This window comes from Liquorilactobacillus nagelii DSM 13675 (assembly GCF_019444005.1).
Classification (GTDB): Bacteria; Bacillota; Bacilli; order Lactobacillales; family Lactobacillaceae; genus Liquorilactobacillus; species Liquorilactobacillus nagelii.
On sequence record NZ_CP049304.1, the window covers coordinates 136,831 to 152,175 of the forward strand.

The 15,345-nt window shown below is 35.4% G+C and carries 20 protein-coding genes; 18 read left to right on the forward strand and 2 right to left on the reverse strand.

Translation table 11 applies throughout. The features are described 5' to 3' along the window. The first annotated feature begins 9 nt into the window (after positions 1 to 9). From hisC to G6O73_RS00685, 5 genes are all read left to right on the forward strand, one after another. Positions 10 to 1,083: a histidinol-phosphate transaminase gene (gene hisC, locus G6O73_RS00665; protein ID WP_057884765.1), complete on the forward strand. Its 1,074-nt coding sequence runs from the start codon at positions 10 to 12 to the stop codon at positions 1,081 to 1,083. A 93-nt stretch (positions 1,084 to 1,176) separates the two neighbouring features. Further along, a complete protein-coding gene (locus tag G6O73_RS00670; RefSeq protein WP_057884766.1) occupies positions 1,177 to 2,139 on the forward strand; it encodes a Gfo/Idh/MocA family protein in 963 nt (320 codons plus the stop codon). A gap of 122 nt (positions 2,140 to 2,261) precedes the next feature. Further along, positions 2,262 to 2,753: a cyclic-di-AMP-binding protein CbpB gene (gene cbpB, locus G6O73_RS00675; protein ID WP_057884767.1), complete on the forward strand. Its 492-nt coding sequence runs from the start codon at positions 2,262 to 2,264 to the stop codon at positions 2,751 to 2,753. 18 nt (positions 2,754 to 2,771) lie between these two features. Further along, positions 2,772 to 3,482: a 2,3,4,5-tetrahydropyridine-2,6-dicarboxylate N-acetyltransferase gene (gene dapD, locus G6O73_RS00680; RefSeq protein ID WP_057884768.1), complete on the forward strand. Its 711-nt coding sequence runs from the start codon at positions 2,772 to 2,774 to the stop codon at positions 3,480 to 3,482. A gap of 32 nt (positions 3,483 to 3,514) precedes the next feature. Beyond that, positions 3,515 to 4,657 carry an N-acetyldiaminopimelate deacetylase gene (locus G6O73_RS00685; RefSeq protein WP_057884769.1) on the forward strand — a complete coding sequence of 381 codons (1,143 nt, stop codon included), beginning with the start codon at positions 3,515 to 3,517 and terminating at the stop codon, positions 4,655 to 4,657. Positions 4,658 to 4,768: 111 nt separating this feature from the next. Here G6O73_RS00685 and G6O73_RS00690 read toward each other — a convergent pair whose 3' ends face one another. Further along, positions 4,769 to 5,683 carry a mechanosensitive ion channel family protein gene (locus tag G6O73_RS00690; protein ID WP_057884770.1) on the reverse strand — a complete coding sequence of 305 codons (915 nt, stop codon included), beginning with the start codon at positions 5,681 to 5,683 and terminating at the stop codon, positions 4,769 to 4,771. Between the two features lie 153 nt (positions 5,684 to 5,836). Here G6O73_RS00690 and G6O73_RS00695 point away from each other — a divergent pair, with 153 nt between their 5' ends. Beyond that, on the forward strand, positions 5,837 to 6,244 hold the full coding sequence (locus G6O73_RS00695) for a DUF948 domain-containing protein (RefSeq protein WP_057884771.1): 408 nt from the start codon (positions 5,837 to 5,839) through the stop codon (positions 6,242 to 6,244). Between the two features lie 33 nt (positions 6,245 to 6,277). Next, the gene (locus tag G6O73_RS00700) at positions 6,278 to 6,754 is read left to right on the forward strand and encodes a hypothetical protein (RefSeq protein WP_057884772.1); all 477 of its coding nucleotides are present in this window, start codon (positions 6,278 to 6,280) and stop codon (positions 6,752 to 6,754) included. A 70-nt stretch (positions 6,755 to 6,824) separates the two neighbouring features. Here the strand turns inward: G6O73_RS00700 and G6O73_RS00705 are convergent, their stop codons facing one another. Then, positions 6,825 to 7,928, reverse strand: coding sequence for a M24 family metallopeptidase (locus G6O73_RS00705; protein WP_057884773.1), 1,104 nt, complete (start codon positions 7,926 to 7,928; stop codon positions 6,825 to 6,827). A 196-nt stretch (positions 7,929 to 8,124) separates the two neighbouring features. Between G6O73_RS00705 and ccpA the strand changes: the two genes are divergently transcribed. The 11 genes from ccpA (at position 8,125) to G6O73_RS00760 (ending at position 15,342) form a co-directional block, all read left to right on the forward strand. Further along, positions 8,125 to 9,126 carry a catabolite control protein A gene (gene ccpA, locus G6O73_RS00710; protein WP_057884803.1) on the forward strand — a complete coding sequence of 334 codons (1,002 nt, stop codon included), beginning with the start codon at positions 8,125 to 8,127 and terminating at the stop codon, positions 9,124 to 9,126. 65 nt (positions 9,127 to 9,191) lie between these two features. Continuing rightward, complete coding sequence (locus G6O73_RS00715; RefSeq protein ID WP_057884804.1) at positions 9,192 to 9,638, forward strand: VanZ family protein; 447 nt, start codon at positions 9,192 to 9,194, stop codon at positions 9,636 to 9,638. 101 nt (positions 9,639 to 9,739) lie between these two features. Beyond that, entirely contained in the window at positions 9,740 to 10,468 is a 729-nt protein-coding gene (locus tag G6O73_RS00720) for a YebC/PmpR family DNA-binding transcriptional regulator (protein WP_057884774.1), read from the forward strand. A gap of 130 nt (positions 10,469 to 10,598) precedes the next feature. Further along, a complete protein-coding gene (gene comGA, locus G6O73_RS00725; RefSeq protein ID WP_057884775.1) occupies positions 10,599 to 11,582 on the forward strand; it encodes a competence type IV pilus ATPase ComGA in 984 nt (327 codons plus the stop codon). Next, the gene (locus G6O73_RS00730) at positions 11,518 to 12,606 is read left to right on the forward strand and encodes a type II secretion system F family protein (RefSeq protein WP_057884776.1); all 1,089 of its coding nucleotides are present in this window, start codon (positions 11,518 to 11,520) and stop codon (positions 12,604 to 12,606) included. Before comGA ends, G6O73_RS00730 begins: the two co-directional genes overlap by 65 nt. Next, positions 12,593 to 12,886 carry a competence type IV pilus major pilin ComGC gene (comGC, locus tag G6O73_RS00735; RefSeq protein ID WP_057884777.1) on the forward strand — a complete coding sequence of 98 codons (294 nt, stop codon included), beginning with the start codon at positions 12,593 to 12,595 and terminating at the stop codon, positions 12,884 to 12,886. Before G6O73_RS00730 ends, comGC begins: the two co-directional genes overlap by 14 nt. Next, positions 12,834 to 13,295: a prepilin-type N-terminal cleavage/methylation domain-containing protein gene (locus G6O73_RS00740; RefSeq protein WP_157056629.1), complete on the forward strand. Its 462-nt coding sequence runs from the start codon at positions 12,834 to 12,836 to the stop codon at positions 13,293 to 13,295. The genes comGC and G6O73_RS00740 overlap by 53 nt, the downstream gene beginning before the upstream one ends. Beyond that, entirely contained in the window at positions 13,276 to 13,521 is a 246-nt protein-coding gene (locus G6O73_RS00745) for a hypothetical protein (RefSeq protein ID WP_057884779.1), read from the forward strand. Before G6O73_RS00740 ends, G6O73_RS00745 begins: the two co-directional genes overlap by 20 nt. Next, positions 13,522 to 13,965, forward strand: coding sequence for a competence type IV pilus minor pilin ComGF (locus tag G6O73_RS00750; protein WP_057884780.1), 444 nt, complete (start codon positions 13,522 to 13,524; stop codon positions 13,963 to 13,965). After that, on the forward strand, positions 13,955 to 14,245 hold the full coding sequence (locus G6O73_RS00755; protein ID WP_057884781.1) for a hypothetical protein: 291 nt from the start codon (positions 13,955 to 13,957) through the stop codon (positions 14,243 to 14,245). The genes G6O73_RS00750 and G6O73_RS00755 overlap by 11 nt, the downstream gene beginning before the upstream one ends. 86 nt (positions 14,246 to 14,331) lie before the next feature. Continuing rightward, positions 14,332 to 15,342: a class I SAM-dependent methyltransferase gene (locus G6O73_RS00760; RefSeq protein ID WP_057884782.1), complete on the forward strand. Its 1,011-nt coding sequence runs from the start codon at positions 14,332 to 14,334 to the stop codon at positions 15,340 to 15,342. Positions 15,343 to 15,345: the final 3 nt, after the last annotated feature.

A 15,345-nucleotide genomic window follows, 5' to 3' on the forward strand; every position in this document is an offset into this window, starting at 1 on the left:
TAAATTTTAATGAAAGAACAGGTCAAAAAAATTGCCAGTTATGTTCCAGAAGAACCGTTAGCAAGCGTAGAAAGGCGCTTAGGATTAAAAAAATTAATTCGTTTATCAGCTAATGAAAATCCTTTTGGTACTTCTGAAAAGGTCAAGGCTGCTGTAACTAGTTGGAGCTTTAGTGAAGCAAATCGTTATCCAGACGGTGATGCTCAAACACTTCGTCAAGCTGTTGCCCAAAAATTACAAATTCCAGCTAATCAATTAGTTTTTGGGGTCGGTTTAGATGAAATTATTACAATGATTTCGCGCATTTTCTTACAACCTGAAGATCAAGTGATTCAGACTAGTCCCACTTTTTCTGAGTATGCACTTCATACTCAAATTGAAGGAGCACAAACGATCGATGTTCCTTGTGATCCAATTACAGGCAAGCATGATTTGACAGCAATTTTGGCAAAAATCAATTCAAAAACCAAATTGATTTGGTTTTGTAATCCTAATAATCCGACTGGGGCTTATACTTCAGTAGCTGAGCTAGATAAATTTTTAAGTAAGGTCCCAAAAGAGACAATGGTAGTTATTGATGAAGCCTATATTGATTATGTGACTCAAAATTCAGCTCCCAGTGCGATTCCACTAGTTGGGAAATTTACTAATGTGATTGTTTTACGAACTTTTTCCAAGGTCTATGGTTTAGCAAATTATCGGGTAGGCTATGCCTATGCAGTTCCTAAAGTTATTAATTATTTACAGGCAATTCGCTTACCATATAATTTGAGTTCTATATCTCAAGTAGCAGCAACAGCGGCACTGGCGGACCAAAAATTTGTCACAGATTCAATTTTAAAAACTGTTCAAGAACGAGAAAAATGGCAAATCTTTTTTAAAAAGCAGCAGATTAAGTTTTTCCCCAGTCAGGCTAATTTTATCTTTTTTTACTATCCTGGAGCACTTGAACTAGCAGAGTATTTGTTGCAGCATGGGTTTCAACTGCGGAAAGGATTGGTAGATGACTGGTTGCGTTTGACTATTGGTGGTGAAACTGAAGGAGAGCAGTTGCGAAAACTAATGAATAATTATCGAAAATAGATTTTTGTCCTTTTTGGATACGAAACTGCCGAATTGTCTGTTACAATAATAACAGGAACCAGATGATTGATTAACTTCAGATGAGGTGAAGAAATGGCAGTTGAAATTAAATATGGTGTTATTGGATCAGCTAAGGATGTTGCTGATTTAGCAACAGCTTTGGCAGAAAGTCAATCAGCTAAGTTAGTTGGCATTGTTGGAAATAGTTCAACCGCAGCAGCACTAGTTGCACAGGATCCGCAAATTAAAGTTTATCCGAATGAGCAGGCTTTATTGCAAGCAGATCTTGATGTAGTCTATCTGGCTGCTTCTCAGCAATCGCGATTTGAAATTGCTAAAAAAGCGCTCAAAAATGGAAAACATTTATTATTAGAAGGGCCACTGACGCGCCATTTTGTTGGTGCTAGCGAATTATATCGCCTGGCTAAACAACAAAAAAGATTAATAGTTGAAAATCAAACCCCACTATTTTCCCCAATTGTTGCGAAAGTTAAGGAATTGCTAACGGATAAGCAGATTGGAAAAATTAAATTTATTGATGTTAAGTGTTTTCTTCCAAACATTCCAAATAATTTTAGTGATTTATCGGCTGGTGGTGGTGCTTTGTTTAAAGGCGGACCAGCAGTTTTGGGTATGATTCAAACATTAACTGGTAATAAAATTGACAATTGGAATGGTTTTGAAAGTAACCAAGTTGGTCAGGCCGATATGCAGTGTAACTTGTCGTTAACTGCAGGCAAAGTTTTAGCAAATGTGATGATCACAGCTGATTTTTCAATTGAAACTAATTTAACACTTTATGGAACTGATGGTACTATTCGTTTGCCAGAGTTTAATCAACAGACTGATACGGCTGTTTTGGAAAAGGCAAGTGGCAGTCAGCGCTTTGTAATTGAGAATCAGCAAGGACGCTTATTTTATGCAGTTGAACATGTAAATAATTGTTTGCAGCATCAAATGGCACTTAGCCCATTAGTTTCACCTGAACTTGCTTTAAATGGAATTAAAGTAATTGATTCGATGTATCAGCGTTGGTATGGTGATCCATTGAATTAATTTATTCTTAATAAAAATCAACTATAATGCATTTATGCTAATAGTTGTTTTTTATTGTGATAGTTGGTTTTATACTGCAAACGTTCTAAAATGAAGTCAGCAGTACAAGGAGGTTTACACTAGTGATTGCCAAATCAGTTGAACATTTGCTAGGTCAGCGACAAGATCGTTTTTTAATTCCCGCTGAAATTGTAGCTAATGTCCAGGACACAAACCATCTCGACCATGCATTTTTAGTTTTGACAAAAATTAAATATTCGAAAATTCCGGTTTTAGATAAACACCAACATTTTAAAGGGTTGTTATCTTTAGCGATGTTGACTGAAACGATGCTGGGGTTAAATGGAATTGACCCTTCAACTTTAGGACGAAAAAAAGTAGCTGATGTTATGCAGACAGAGGTACCGACAATTCAATTACCTTATGATGCCGAAGAAATCTTGCATTTACTAATTGATCAACCTTTTTTAGTCGTTGTTAACCGGGATAATATTTTTACCGGAATTGTTACCAGACGTGAAATTATGAAGGGAATTAACTTCGTTGCTCATGAATTGGAAAAAGATTACACTGTTTCTCCAAAAATACAGACAGTATTAGATACTAAAAATTAATTTTAGGGAGTAAGATAAATGGTTAAATTAGACGCTAATGAAATTATTAAAACAATTGCAACAGCAAAAAAACAAACACCAGTTAAAGTCTATTTGAAAGGTGAATTGGATCAGTTAAAGGTACCAGCAGAAGTTGAGGCCTATTTTGGCACTCAAGCTGGAGTTTTGTTTGGTGATTGGAAGGATGTTGAGCCGTTTTTAAAAGCTAATCAAAATCAGATTACGGCTTACCATCTTGAAAATGATGGACGCAATACAGGTGTACCTTTATTGGATAAGAAAAAATTCAATGCCCGAATTGAACCAGGGGCAATTATTCGTGATCAAGTTGAAATTGGTGATAAAGCGGTAATTATGATGGGAGCGATTATTAACATCGGAGCAGAAATCGGTGATGGCTCTATGATTGATATGGGTGCAGTTTTGGGCGGCCGAGCGATAGTCGGTAAAAATTGCCATATTGGAGCTGGAACTGTCTTAGCTGGCGTGGTTGAACCACCATCTGCTCAACCAGTTGTAATTGAAGATGATGTTCTAATTGGCGCTAACGCAGTTGTTCTAGAAGGTGTTCGTGTTGGTAAAGGTTCAGTTGTGGCTGCAGGAGCAGTTGTAACCAAGGACGTTGCTCCTGGGACGGTTGTTGCTGGCATTCCAGCTCGCAAGATTAAAGACACTGCTGACGTGGCAGCTGGCAAAACGGAGTTGGTGGATGATTTGCGCAACCTGTAAGTTCTTTAATTTGAAAGATTGGAAATGATGTTATGAGCTTAAGCGAACCAGAACTGATTTCTTTACGGCGTGAATTGCACCAAATTCCAGAAATCGGTATGGAAGAATATGAAACACAGGCTTTGTTATTACAAACGATTAAAAAAATGCCCCAGACTTGGTTAGAAATTAAAACTTGGAAAACAGCGATTTTAGTTCATGTAATTGGTCAAAATCATAACTATACAATTGGATATCGGACTGACATTGATGCTTTGCCAGTTACAGAAGCAACAGGTTTACCCTACACCTCAAAACATCCTGGGAAAATGCATGCCTGTGGACATGATATTCATATGACGGTGGCAATCGGTGTCTTGAGTTATTTTGCTGAGCACCAACCAACAACTAATTTGACTTTTATTTTTCAACCGGCAGAAGAAAATGCTAGTGGTGGAAAACAACTTTATGATGCCGGCATTTTAGATCAATGGATGCCTGATGAAATTTATGGCCTGCATGATAATCCGCAATTGCCGGCTGGGGTAATCGGTTGTTGTCAGGGAACTTTATTTGCTGGTACCTGTGAAATTCATGCTCATTTTATTGGTAAAAGCGGCCATGCGGCATTTCCACAAGATGCTAACGATATGGTAGTAGCGGGTGCAACTTTTGTAACACAGATTCAAACAATTGTCAGTCGAAATATTGACCCGATTCAATCGGGAGTGGTAACATTGGGCCACTTTTCTGCAGGAACGATCGGTAATGTGATTGCTGGCAGTGCTCAGATAGATGGCACAATTAGGGCTTTAACACAAAAAAATAATTTGAAAATTCAACAACGAGTCCGCAAGATTGCTGAAGCTATTGCTGCTGGATTTGAATGCCAGTTAGAATTAGATCTGCACCAAGGTGGTTATTATCCAGTGGAAAATAATCCGGAAACAACATCTGCGTTTATTAAGTATATGAAAAATACACCGGGTATTACTTTTCAAGAGACTAATCCAGCAATGACAGGTGAAGACTTTGGCTATCTATTAGCGAAAATTCCTGGGACAATGTTTTGGTTGGGTGTTGATAGTCCATATTCACTACATTCTGAACATATGGCACCAAAAGAAGAAGCTATTCAAAAGGGTGTAGCTGCTATTACCGGGTTTATTTTACAACGACAAACGGAGATTAATTAAAGAACCGAAAGTGAATTGAAATTCGTGATTTAATGAAAGAAGCTAAGAAAGTGGCTAGGTTAATAATTAACTTAGTCACTTTTTTAGCCTTTTTGGATTTTCAAGCAATTATTAATCGGCCGTTGTTAGATTTAGTGGTGAATTGGCAATTTTACAACCGGCTTTAGATAGTTCTTCAAGATAAGTTGCTAAAAAAATTCTTTGAACAGTATACTGAGCACCATTTTTGGTGTAGATAATTACTCGCAGTGCCAGTTGACCATGACCGTTATCAATAGTACCGAGTAAAGTCGGCCCTTGAGTAATTTCTGGATATTTCGGAGCTAGTTCTTGATTAACATTTTTAATAATTTTGGACATTTTAGTAATATCCTCATTGGGATCAAAATAAATATCAATTAAAGCTCGCATATCATTTCGTGAAAGATTGCTGACAATAGTGATATTGCGATTAGGGATAAAGTGTAAAGTCCCATCGTAATCAACAATTTGTGTTGTTCGTAATCCGATAGCATGAATTGTCCCGTTGATGGAGCCAATTTTAACTTCATCGCCAACATCAAATTGTTGCTCCAGTAGAATAAAAAAACCAGTTACTACGTCAGTTACAAAGCCTTGGGCACCAAGACCTAAGGCAACACTCAAGATTCCGGCACCGGCGATCAGTGTTCCAACTGGAATACCCAGTACTGAGAGAACCGCATAGAGATAGAAAAACAAAATACAATAATGAAAGATATTTAATGACAAAGTGTAAATTGTGTTCATCCGATTTGATGTTAGGTGTTGACCACGCTTAGTATGTTTAAAGCTATGACGAATGAATTTCTTCCCGATCCAATTGATTAGAAGAAAAAATATTGATAATAAAATAATTGATATTGCAACACTGATGATTTTACCAAGCACAGTGTCCCAATTAATGCTGGTGAAGTATTTAGTTAAAACATTAGTTTGACGATTCATTTGTTTTGATACAGTTGAGGTTACCGTATCAGCTTTTTTGCTTAAATAAAAAAAATACATTGTTTTTACTCCTTCGCGTCTTGTATTTATGATAACAAAAAAAAGTTCATTTTGCAGGGAACTTTATCAATCAGATGTATCCGCTGTTTTAATTGCAGTTTTAGGCCAGCAATGCTATTCTAAAAGCAAGTGAAAAGATGGGGAGGAAATATCATGACATTTACGTTTGGACAGCTAGCAGGTTTAATTGCGGCACTAGCGTTTCTTTTGCTGGTTATTTTTTTGTGTGCCGTCTTGGTAAAAACAGTAAAAATTATCAGAGAAACACAGCAAAGTATCAAATCATTGACGAGCGATGTTGATTCGATTTCACATGAAGTCGAGGCCTTATTAGCAAAATCAAATGATTTATTAAACGATGTTAATGGAAAAGTCAAAACAATTGATCCGCTTTTTCAAACAGTTGCTGATTTAAGTGAAAGTGTTTCTGACTTGAATGATGCTGGTCGTTCTTTGGCAACTAAAATGACCTCATCTTCGAAAAAAGTTGGCAAGACAGCAGTTGCTTGGAATTTAGCTAAGCACTTTTACCAAAAGCACAACGCAAAAAAGAAATATTAAAAAATTAAATTAAGTAGTCAGGAGGATTTTTAAATGGTTAAAAAGAGTTCAGTTTTCTTTGCAGTTACTGCCGGTATAGCTGCGTATGTGGTTACTAAGAAAGTTTTGCAAAATCAAGAAAATGTAAAAAATAAATTACAAGAGTTAAAGGAAGATGGAACTGAAGCAGGTGTCCGCTATTATCAATATGCACGAGAGTTTTTCAATGATGAAACTTTTAAGCCATCCTTTGAAGGTTTTAAGCAGAAGGTGGTTGATACAGCTAGTGATTTAAAAAATAATGAAAAAATAAATCAGGCATTTGCGTCGTTAAAAACGGCAACTGCTGATTTGCGTTCGGAACTGACGGAGCAAAAAAGAGCAGCTGAGGGTGAAAATTTAGCCGAGAAAACAAAATCAACTGAAGATGAAATTGTTATTGATGGTCGTTCAGCCTTTGGACAAGCTAAAGCAGCAGCTGACTTTGAAGAAGATCATCCAACAGAAACCTTTTTCCCACATGGAGAATAAAAAAATTAAATTGCGCAACTAATAAAAGCTTCCTAATCAAAACTTAATTAGGGAGCTTTTTATTGGCTATTTATTTAATTGGCAATACTCGCAAGTCTTTATTTGTGTGAGTGAAAGGCTCAACCCCGTTTTCCGTTACATGGACACAATCTTCAATTCGTACACCCGCTATGCCAGGAATGTAAATGCCTGGTTCAATTGAAAAGCACATCCCGGGTTGTAATTCAAGATTGTTTCCTTCCATAATTGATGGGAATTCGTGTTCACTTTGGCCCATTCCGTGACCTAAGCGGTGGATAAAGTATTCTCCAAAGCCAGCGTTGGAAATAATGTCCCGAGCAATTTTATCAAGTTCAGCAGCTCGCATTCCCGGTTTAGCAGCAGCTTGAGCAGTTAGCTGTGCTTCAAGGCAAACTTGGTAAATATCTTTTGTTTTTTGATCAATTTCACCAAATGCAACTGTTCGACTAGCATCTGAAATGTATCCCTGATAGACAACACCGAGGTCGAATAAAGTTAATTTGTTTTTTTGAATATAATCAGGTTTAGGTGCTCCATGTGGTTCAGCAGCGTTAGTTCCACTTTGAACGATAGTATCAAAACTAGTATGTGTAATTCCCTTTTTCTTTAGAGCATATTCGATTTCAGCAACAACATCTTGTTCTGTTCTGTGAGTTGATAGAGCATTAAAGCCAACTTTGAAAGCAAAATCAGCCCATTTGCCAGCAATTTTTAATTTTTCAATCTCAGCTGGAGTTTTAATTAAACGTTCCCGTTCAATTACTGGTGTTAAATTACCATTAAACTCAGCTTGCGGAAACTTCTCATGCAGCTGTTCAAAACGCGCTACGTTTAGATTGTTTTTTTCAATTGCCCATCTAACAGGAGCTTTAATACGTTGGAGAACTTGATGTTTAATTATTTCATAAGGATTTTCATGGTCTAAGTAGCCATAAACTGGATACTTCCAGCCAATTTCTTTAACAGCTTCAACTTCTAATGCTGGTGCAAAAATAAATGGATCTTGATCAGCAAAAACCAAAAGTGCTAAAGTTCTTTCAACTGGATCGCTAGCGAATCCGGTATAGTATTGGATGTTTTTGTAATCACTGACATAACCAATTTGATAGTTGTTACTACTTAACCATTCTTGTAGTTTCTCAAGATGTGACATTTCATCGCTTCCTTACCATTTAATAGTCTGATTATAACATAAAAAAATTTTTTACTGCAGACAGTAAAGCTTGATTCATCAATGAAAACTATATGAAAATAGATGATTTCATATGATTAACCGCTTGCAATTCCGAGTGCATTTTGCTAAATTAGACAGTGATAGTGAAAACAAAATGAAAGCGAGAACCTTAAAAATGGAAAAACATACAATTACGATTTATGATGTTGCTCGAGAAGCTGCTGTTTCAATGGCAACTGTTTCACGAGTTGTTAATGGTAACCCCAATGTCAAACCAGCTACGCGTAAAAAAGTTTTAGAAGTTATTGATCGGCTTGATTATCGTCCTAATGCGGTAGCTCGAGGATTAGCTAGCAAAAAAACTACGACTGTCGGAGTAATTATTCCTGATGTAACAAACGTTTATTTTTCCTCATTAGCTCGAGGAATCGACGATGTTGCCACCATGTACAAATATAATATCATTTTAGCTAATTCCGATGGTAATCCTCAAAAAGAATTATTGGTACTGAATACTTTATTAGCAAAACAAGTTGATGGAATTATTTATATGGGAAACAATATTAGTCCGGAATTAAGATCACAGTTTTCACGGAGTAAAACTCCAATTGTCTTGGCGGGTTCAATTGATGACAAAGAGGAGATGGGCAGTGTTCATATTAATTATGTAGCAGCTGTTGAAGAGGCTGTGGCTGACCTGTTGAATCATGGAAATCAAAGAGTAGCCTTTATTTCCGGACCACTGAGCGAACCGATTAATGGTGAGGATCGCTTAAAGGGCTATAAAAATGTCTTGGCTAAAAATGGAATTGACTTTGATCCGGAATTAGTTTTTGAAACAGATTACAGTTATCGTGCTGGGGAAATTTTATGGCCAGCCATTGTATCTGCTGGAGCGACTGCAGCTTTTGTCGGTGATGATGAATTAGCAGCCGGTGTTTTAAATGGTGCGCAAGATGCTGGAGTTAAAGTTCCAGAAGAATTTGAATTAATTACCAGCAATAATTCGAAGATCACAGAAATTGTTCGGCCAAAAATGTCATCAATTACGCAGCCTTTGTATGATATTGGAGCAGTTTCGATGCGTTATCTAACTAAAATGATGAACAAAGAGGAAATGACGGAAAAGACTGTTGAATTGCCTTATGGTTTTATTAAACGTTCAACAACTAAGTAAATTATTGTGAGGCAAAGAAGTTGATTAAGGTTTCAAAAAAGAATACGACAAAGTTATATATATTTATGGCAGTCGGAATTATGGCTCTTTTATTCATCAGTTCATCAATGACGTATCATCAGCAAACAACAGTTCCGTTATTGGAGCGCTATCTAGCAACAAAACCCTTTGAAAATCAGTTAGCTAAACTTTCATTTACTTATGGTGGCCAAACGATTAGCGTTCAAGCGGCAGGGTATTTTAAATTCGTTGAGTTTTTTATGCGTAAAGCGGCCCATTACTTTATTTATCTGGGGTTAGGGGCTTGTTTTACCCTAGCCTTACGGGAACGATTGGGTGGTAAAGTACTAACTATTTTTGTTTGTACATTAATGTCACTAGGCTATGCGGCACTTGATGAATTTCATGAAATGCTAACTGGAGGCAGAACACCACTGTTTCAAGATGTTATTTTAGATGGAATTGGTGCTTTAACTGGAATTTTATTGATAATTTGGTTGAAACGAAAGTAAGCGATTGTAAAACATATTTGCTTTCAGCAGTGGATTTTGCTAAAATTTAAATTGACTGTAACGTCGATTAGTGACTATTAATTTGGAAAGAGGTATTTGAAATGTCAGGACATTCTAAATGGAATAACATCCAGGGCCGGAAAAATGCTCAGGATGCCAAACGCGGTAAAATTTTCCAAAAATTATCACGTGAAATTTATATGGCGGCTAGAAGTGGCGGTCCTGATCCGGATGGTAACCCGCAATTACGCTTGATGCTTGATAAAGCGCGTGCTGCAAACATGCCGAAGGATAATGTTAAACGTGCAATTGATAAATCAACTGGTGCAGATGGTGCTAACTATGAAGAAATCACCTACGAGGGTTATGGCCCAGGAGGCGTTGCAGTCTTAGTTCATGCACTGACTGATAACCGGAATCGAACGGCTTCAGCTGTTCGGGCGGATTTCACACGCAATGGTGGTAATTTAGGCGAAACTGGTTCGGTTAGTTTTATGTTTGATCGACGTGGCTACATTGCAATTGCTCGTGAAGGATTAGACGTTGATGAAGATCAAATGTTTGAAGATGTCATTGATGCTGGTGCTGAAGATCTTCAAACCGCAGATGATGTTTTTGAAATTTATACAGATCCGAAAGATTTTACAGCAGTACGTGATGCGCTCGAGAAAAAATATGATTTGGCTAATGCAGAATTAACAATGATTCCGCAAAATTATGTACCTGTTCCAGCTGATAAAGTTGAACAGTTTGAAAGAATGATCGATCGTTTAGAAGATGAAGATGACGTTTCTGAGGTTTATCATGCTGGAGAGTTATCAGAAGATTAATATTTTAAAATAAGTATAAAAATGAGTCTAAGAATGAATAAAATTTGTTCTTAGACTTTTTTTGTGCAAATTAAAATTTGTCAAGAAAAAGCCTGCTTGTTGCGTATTTAATTGCCAGGGAGGTAAAAAAATGATCGAAAAGTTAATGTTAGAAATGTTACAAGACTTTATAGTTAAGAATGCAACAGATATTTATTTTATGCCAGTAGCAGCCGAATTTGAAATTAAAACTTTGATTAGAAATAAATTGCAAATGTATCGAAGGATACCTCAGAACTTTGGCCTACAACTAATCAATTTTTTGAAATTTAGAGCGGGATTAATGCTGAGTGAACATCGACGACCCCAAACTGGTTCTTTGATTTTCAATGAGCTGTCAAATTCAAAAAAACAAGTTTTTGGTCGGATATCAACAGTAGGTGATTTTCAAGGTAGAGAATCAATGGTAATTCGTTTGATTTATCAGTTATCTTTAGCAAAAGATAATTTTTTCTTTGAAGACCAATACGAACTACTCAAAAATCAATTACCAAAAAAAGGATTAATTTTATTTTGTGGACCGGTAAGTTCCGGTAAAACAACGACGATGTACCAATTAGCAGATTTATGTAAAAATCAACAGGTAATGACGATTGAGGATCCAGTCGAAATTTATGCCCCAAATTTTTTGCAACTACAAGTTAATGAAAAAGCTAATATGACGTATTTAAATCTCTTAAAAGCAGCTTTAAGACATCATCCAGATCTTTTAATTATTGGTGAAATTAGAGATCAGGCAACAGCTAAAGCAGTATTTGATGCTGCTTTAAGTGGTCATCTGGTTTTTTCTACACTTCATGCAAATTGTGCAGCTAGTGCGATAAATCGCTTAATTGACTGGGAAATTCCAGTAACTGATTTAATTGCAGCCATTAGATTAATTAATTATCAAAGGCTTTTACCAACAGTTAAACAGTCATTTAAAATTTTATGTGAACAAGTATTAATTAATTCAGCCGAATTAGAAATTTTAAAACGGGGCTTAATCTCTGATGAATGGGGGAAACAACTTGAAAGATGTTTTCAGAGTAACTGGATCTCTTTGTCAACTAAAAAAATTTTTGCAGCCGGATAGGAATGAGCATTGGAGTATTCGACAGCAGACAGAATTTTTCCAAACTTACTATGTCTTATTACGAGAAGGGTTTTCTCTAAAACAAATTGCTGCTGATTTGCCAGTATTATATCCACAAGATCGTGAAAAATTTTTAAAGATTTACGACTGTTTGAATAAAGGACAGACTTTGAGTAATAGTTTGCGTCCGTATATTAGTCAAGATGTTGCCAACCAACTGTGGATTGCTGAATCTCATGGTATGCTGCTGACCTGTTTAAAGCAATTAGCCAGATTTTATACACAAAAACGTCAGCAACTGGAACACTTAAAAGCAGTTTTATTATATCCGATTATCTTAGTTGCTATGATGTTGTTTTTGCTTTTTAGCATTACTTTTTACTTAAAGCCAGAATTACAATTGATTCAAACAACATCAGTACCGACAAATAGAATAATTTTACGGATTAAAAAAATTTCAATTATTTTGATGAGTATAATTTTGTTGTCATTCATTAGATATTTGTGGAATATCAAAAAGTTATTTAAAAAGCAACATTACCTTTCTAGGTGGGACTGGTTTTGTGATATTCCAGTTTTTAGTAAAATATTTCGCACATATGCTTACTATTACCTAGCTTTTAATCTGGGACTGTTATTGAAAGGGGGATTGGATTTACAAAGTATCTGTAATTTACTAGTTAGGTTTGATCACCGCTCGCTGTTATATCAATTTAATTTAAGTTTGCATAATTTATCAATTTCGGGTCAAGAACTGTCAGTCCTAGCTGATCAAAAGAAATATATTCCTCCTGAATTTCGGCTTTTCTTTAGTAAAGGAAGTACATTAGAAAATTTAAGTAATGAATTGTTGTTCTACGCAAACTTAACTTATGGTCGGTTATTATTTCAACTTAACCGGTTAATTGAATTGATCCAACCAATAATGTTTGTAGTAATTGGAATTGTAATAGTATTGACATATTTAAGTATTTTACTGCCAATGTACCAAAACTTAGGAGGTATAAATTATGATAATGGGTAAGAAAAAAGTTCAAGGATTCACCTTAATTGAAATGTCAATTGTTCTTTTCATAATTGCTCTATTAATACTAATTATCTTACCAAACATCGGCTCACAGCGACAGAGAGCTCAAATGGTAAGCGATCAGGCTTTAGTACATGTAGTTCAAACACAAGCAGATTTATATCGTGATCAGTTCGATACTAAAAATGTTTCACTAGAGGATTTGAAAAAAGAAGGTTTTTTGAGTGAATCTCAGTATAAAAAGGCAATCAAGGAGAAAATTCAAGTTCAAGAATAGAGGTTTCACTTTAATTGAAATGCTGGTTGTTTTGGCTTTAATGGGGGTATTATTAATAATTTCTATCAGGCCAGCGAATAAGACAACCGATAATTATCAAGAAAAAATTTTTTGGCAAGAATTACAGCATGCTTGGAATAATCAAATAACAACAGTTACTCAACAAAAATTAACGGGTAAAGTAGAATTTAACCAAGGAAAAGTAATTTTTTATGTGAATAGTTATAAAAATATGGTTATTAAAATTCCAGCAACATTAGAGATATATCGTGGTTATCGATTTCATATTAATTCGACTGGGCAAACGAATGGAGGTACAGTTGTTTTTAATTCGACTGATCGGCAGCGGAGGTTCTATTTGGTTGTTCAGTTAGGATGGGGGAAATATTATGTCAAGCAGGTCAACTAAATCAGGTTTTATAATGGCAGAGGCAATTATTGGAACAAGTTTGTTTTGTGTCGGTTTGACCTTTTTTTTGGAACAAAACTGTTTTTTGAAATCAAAAATTGAGCAGACTAATCTGGCCGTTACTCAGAGTGAAAAAGATGTTAATTTAAGTTTTCAATTGCTTAATAAACATTCAGCTAAAATAACTGCTGCAGGACAAGAGTTGTTAAAGCAAGTGGAAAAATAGATGAAAAGTTGCAGAGGATTTACTTTATGGGAATGTTTAGTTGCCTTAATTGTGGTTAGTGGTTTCACTTTGATTGTTCAGTTAGCATTGTCAACTATTCAACGGCAAACTTTTTTTCAAAGAGATGAAGATCGATTAAATTGGTATCGGTTTAAGTCAACTTTAACTGGAGATAATTTAGCATTACAATTTGTTTCACAAGATAAGCAACTAGTGTTATATAGTCCTATTACCATGAAAAAATATCAATTAATTTATAATAGTGAAGAACAGCTGTTAAAATTAACTGGTGAAAAAAATGGTTACTTGCCACTCCTTTATCAAGTTTCGACTTGTCAGATTAAGGTTCAAGATAGCTATTTATCAATTAAAGTAGGTATTCATAATTGTGAATATCAAATGAAATATTACTTATTGAAAGCTGGAGAAATCTATGAAAAATAGAAATAGTGGTTTTATAATGGTAGCTGCATTAACGTTTTTGACTTTAATTGCTTTATTATCGGGTGCTCAGTTGTTTGTTTACCAACAAAAACAACAAATTTTACACAGCCAAATTGAATATAATCGAGCAATAATCTTACGTAACATTGCGATTTCAAAACAAATTAAGGATCGGGCAACGATGAGTTTTAGTTATGGGGAGGTTTTAAGACACGGAAAATTTTATCAAGTAAAGTTCAGTAATGGTCGTCAAGTTGAATTGAATAGTCCAGTTGAATAATCAACATAAATTTCATCACCCTTGAATTACATTGAATAACTCTTTAAACTGTTTAAAGTAGTTATAAATACAATTGAGGTGAAATCATGAGTACAGGTGATATTGAACAAGGCTTAAAGTTATTTTTAAAATCGGTTGAATTATTACAAGAAACGTTAGATTCTTCTTTTATAGATGCAGTGATTGAATCTGGTGATAATTTAAATGATAAACAGGTTTTGGTTGAAAATGGAAAACCAGATCAATTGCAGCAAAAAGAATTGCTGAAAATTTATCAGGAAATGTCACAATTGGATTTAAAGCAAGAAGAAAAAAGAAAAATAATCCAGTTTGTTTTACTACGAGCCGAACATGTTGATAAAATTCAAACTAACCATCAATTGACTCCGGATGTTAGTGGAATTCTAATTAGTTCTTTATTACAAAACTTTTTGAGTAAAGATAAGCCAGCAATGATTTTGGACTTAGCAGCTGGAACTGGAAATTTATTGTTTACGATTGCTAATAATTTAAGTCAAACTGGTTTTAAAAAGTTAGAGTTAGCTGGGATAGACAATGATGATACTTTACTGGCGGTTGCTAGTATGAGTGCCCGTTGGCAAAAGTTAGCGGTTGAGTTATATCATCAAGATGCAGTTGAAGCATTGGTGACCTCGAAAGCCGATGTTATTGTAACAGACTTACCAGTTGGTTATTACCCAATTGATCAGCGAGCTGAGAGATTCACTACTCATGCTGCTAAGGGTCACTCGTTAGTACACTTTTTGTTAATTGAACAGGCCTTACTACAATTGAAACCAGGTGGTTTAGGTGTCTTTTTAATCCCCAAGGACGTTTTCAAATCGACTGATAGTAACCTTTTATTGAAGATGATTCAAGAAAATGGTTATTTTCAGGGACTACTAAATTTACCAAGCGAATTATTTACAGATAAAAAAGCCCAAAAAGCAATGTTGATTTTGCAAAAAAAAGGTGGAAAAGCTCATCAAGCTGAACCTGTTTTGATTGGTGAGTTTCCTTCAGTAAAATCTCACCAAGAGATAGCCGATTTTATTCAGCAGATAAGAAGTTGGCAACAGGAAAACTTAAGTTATTAGATC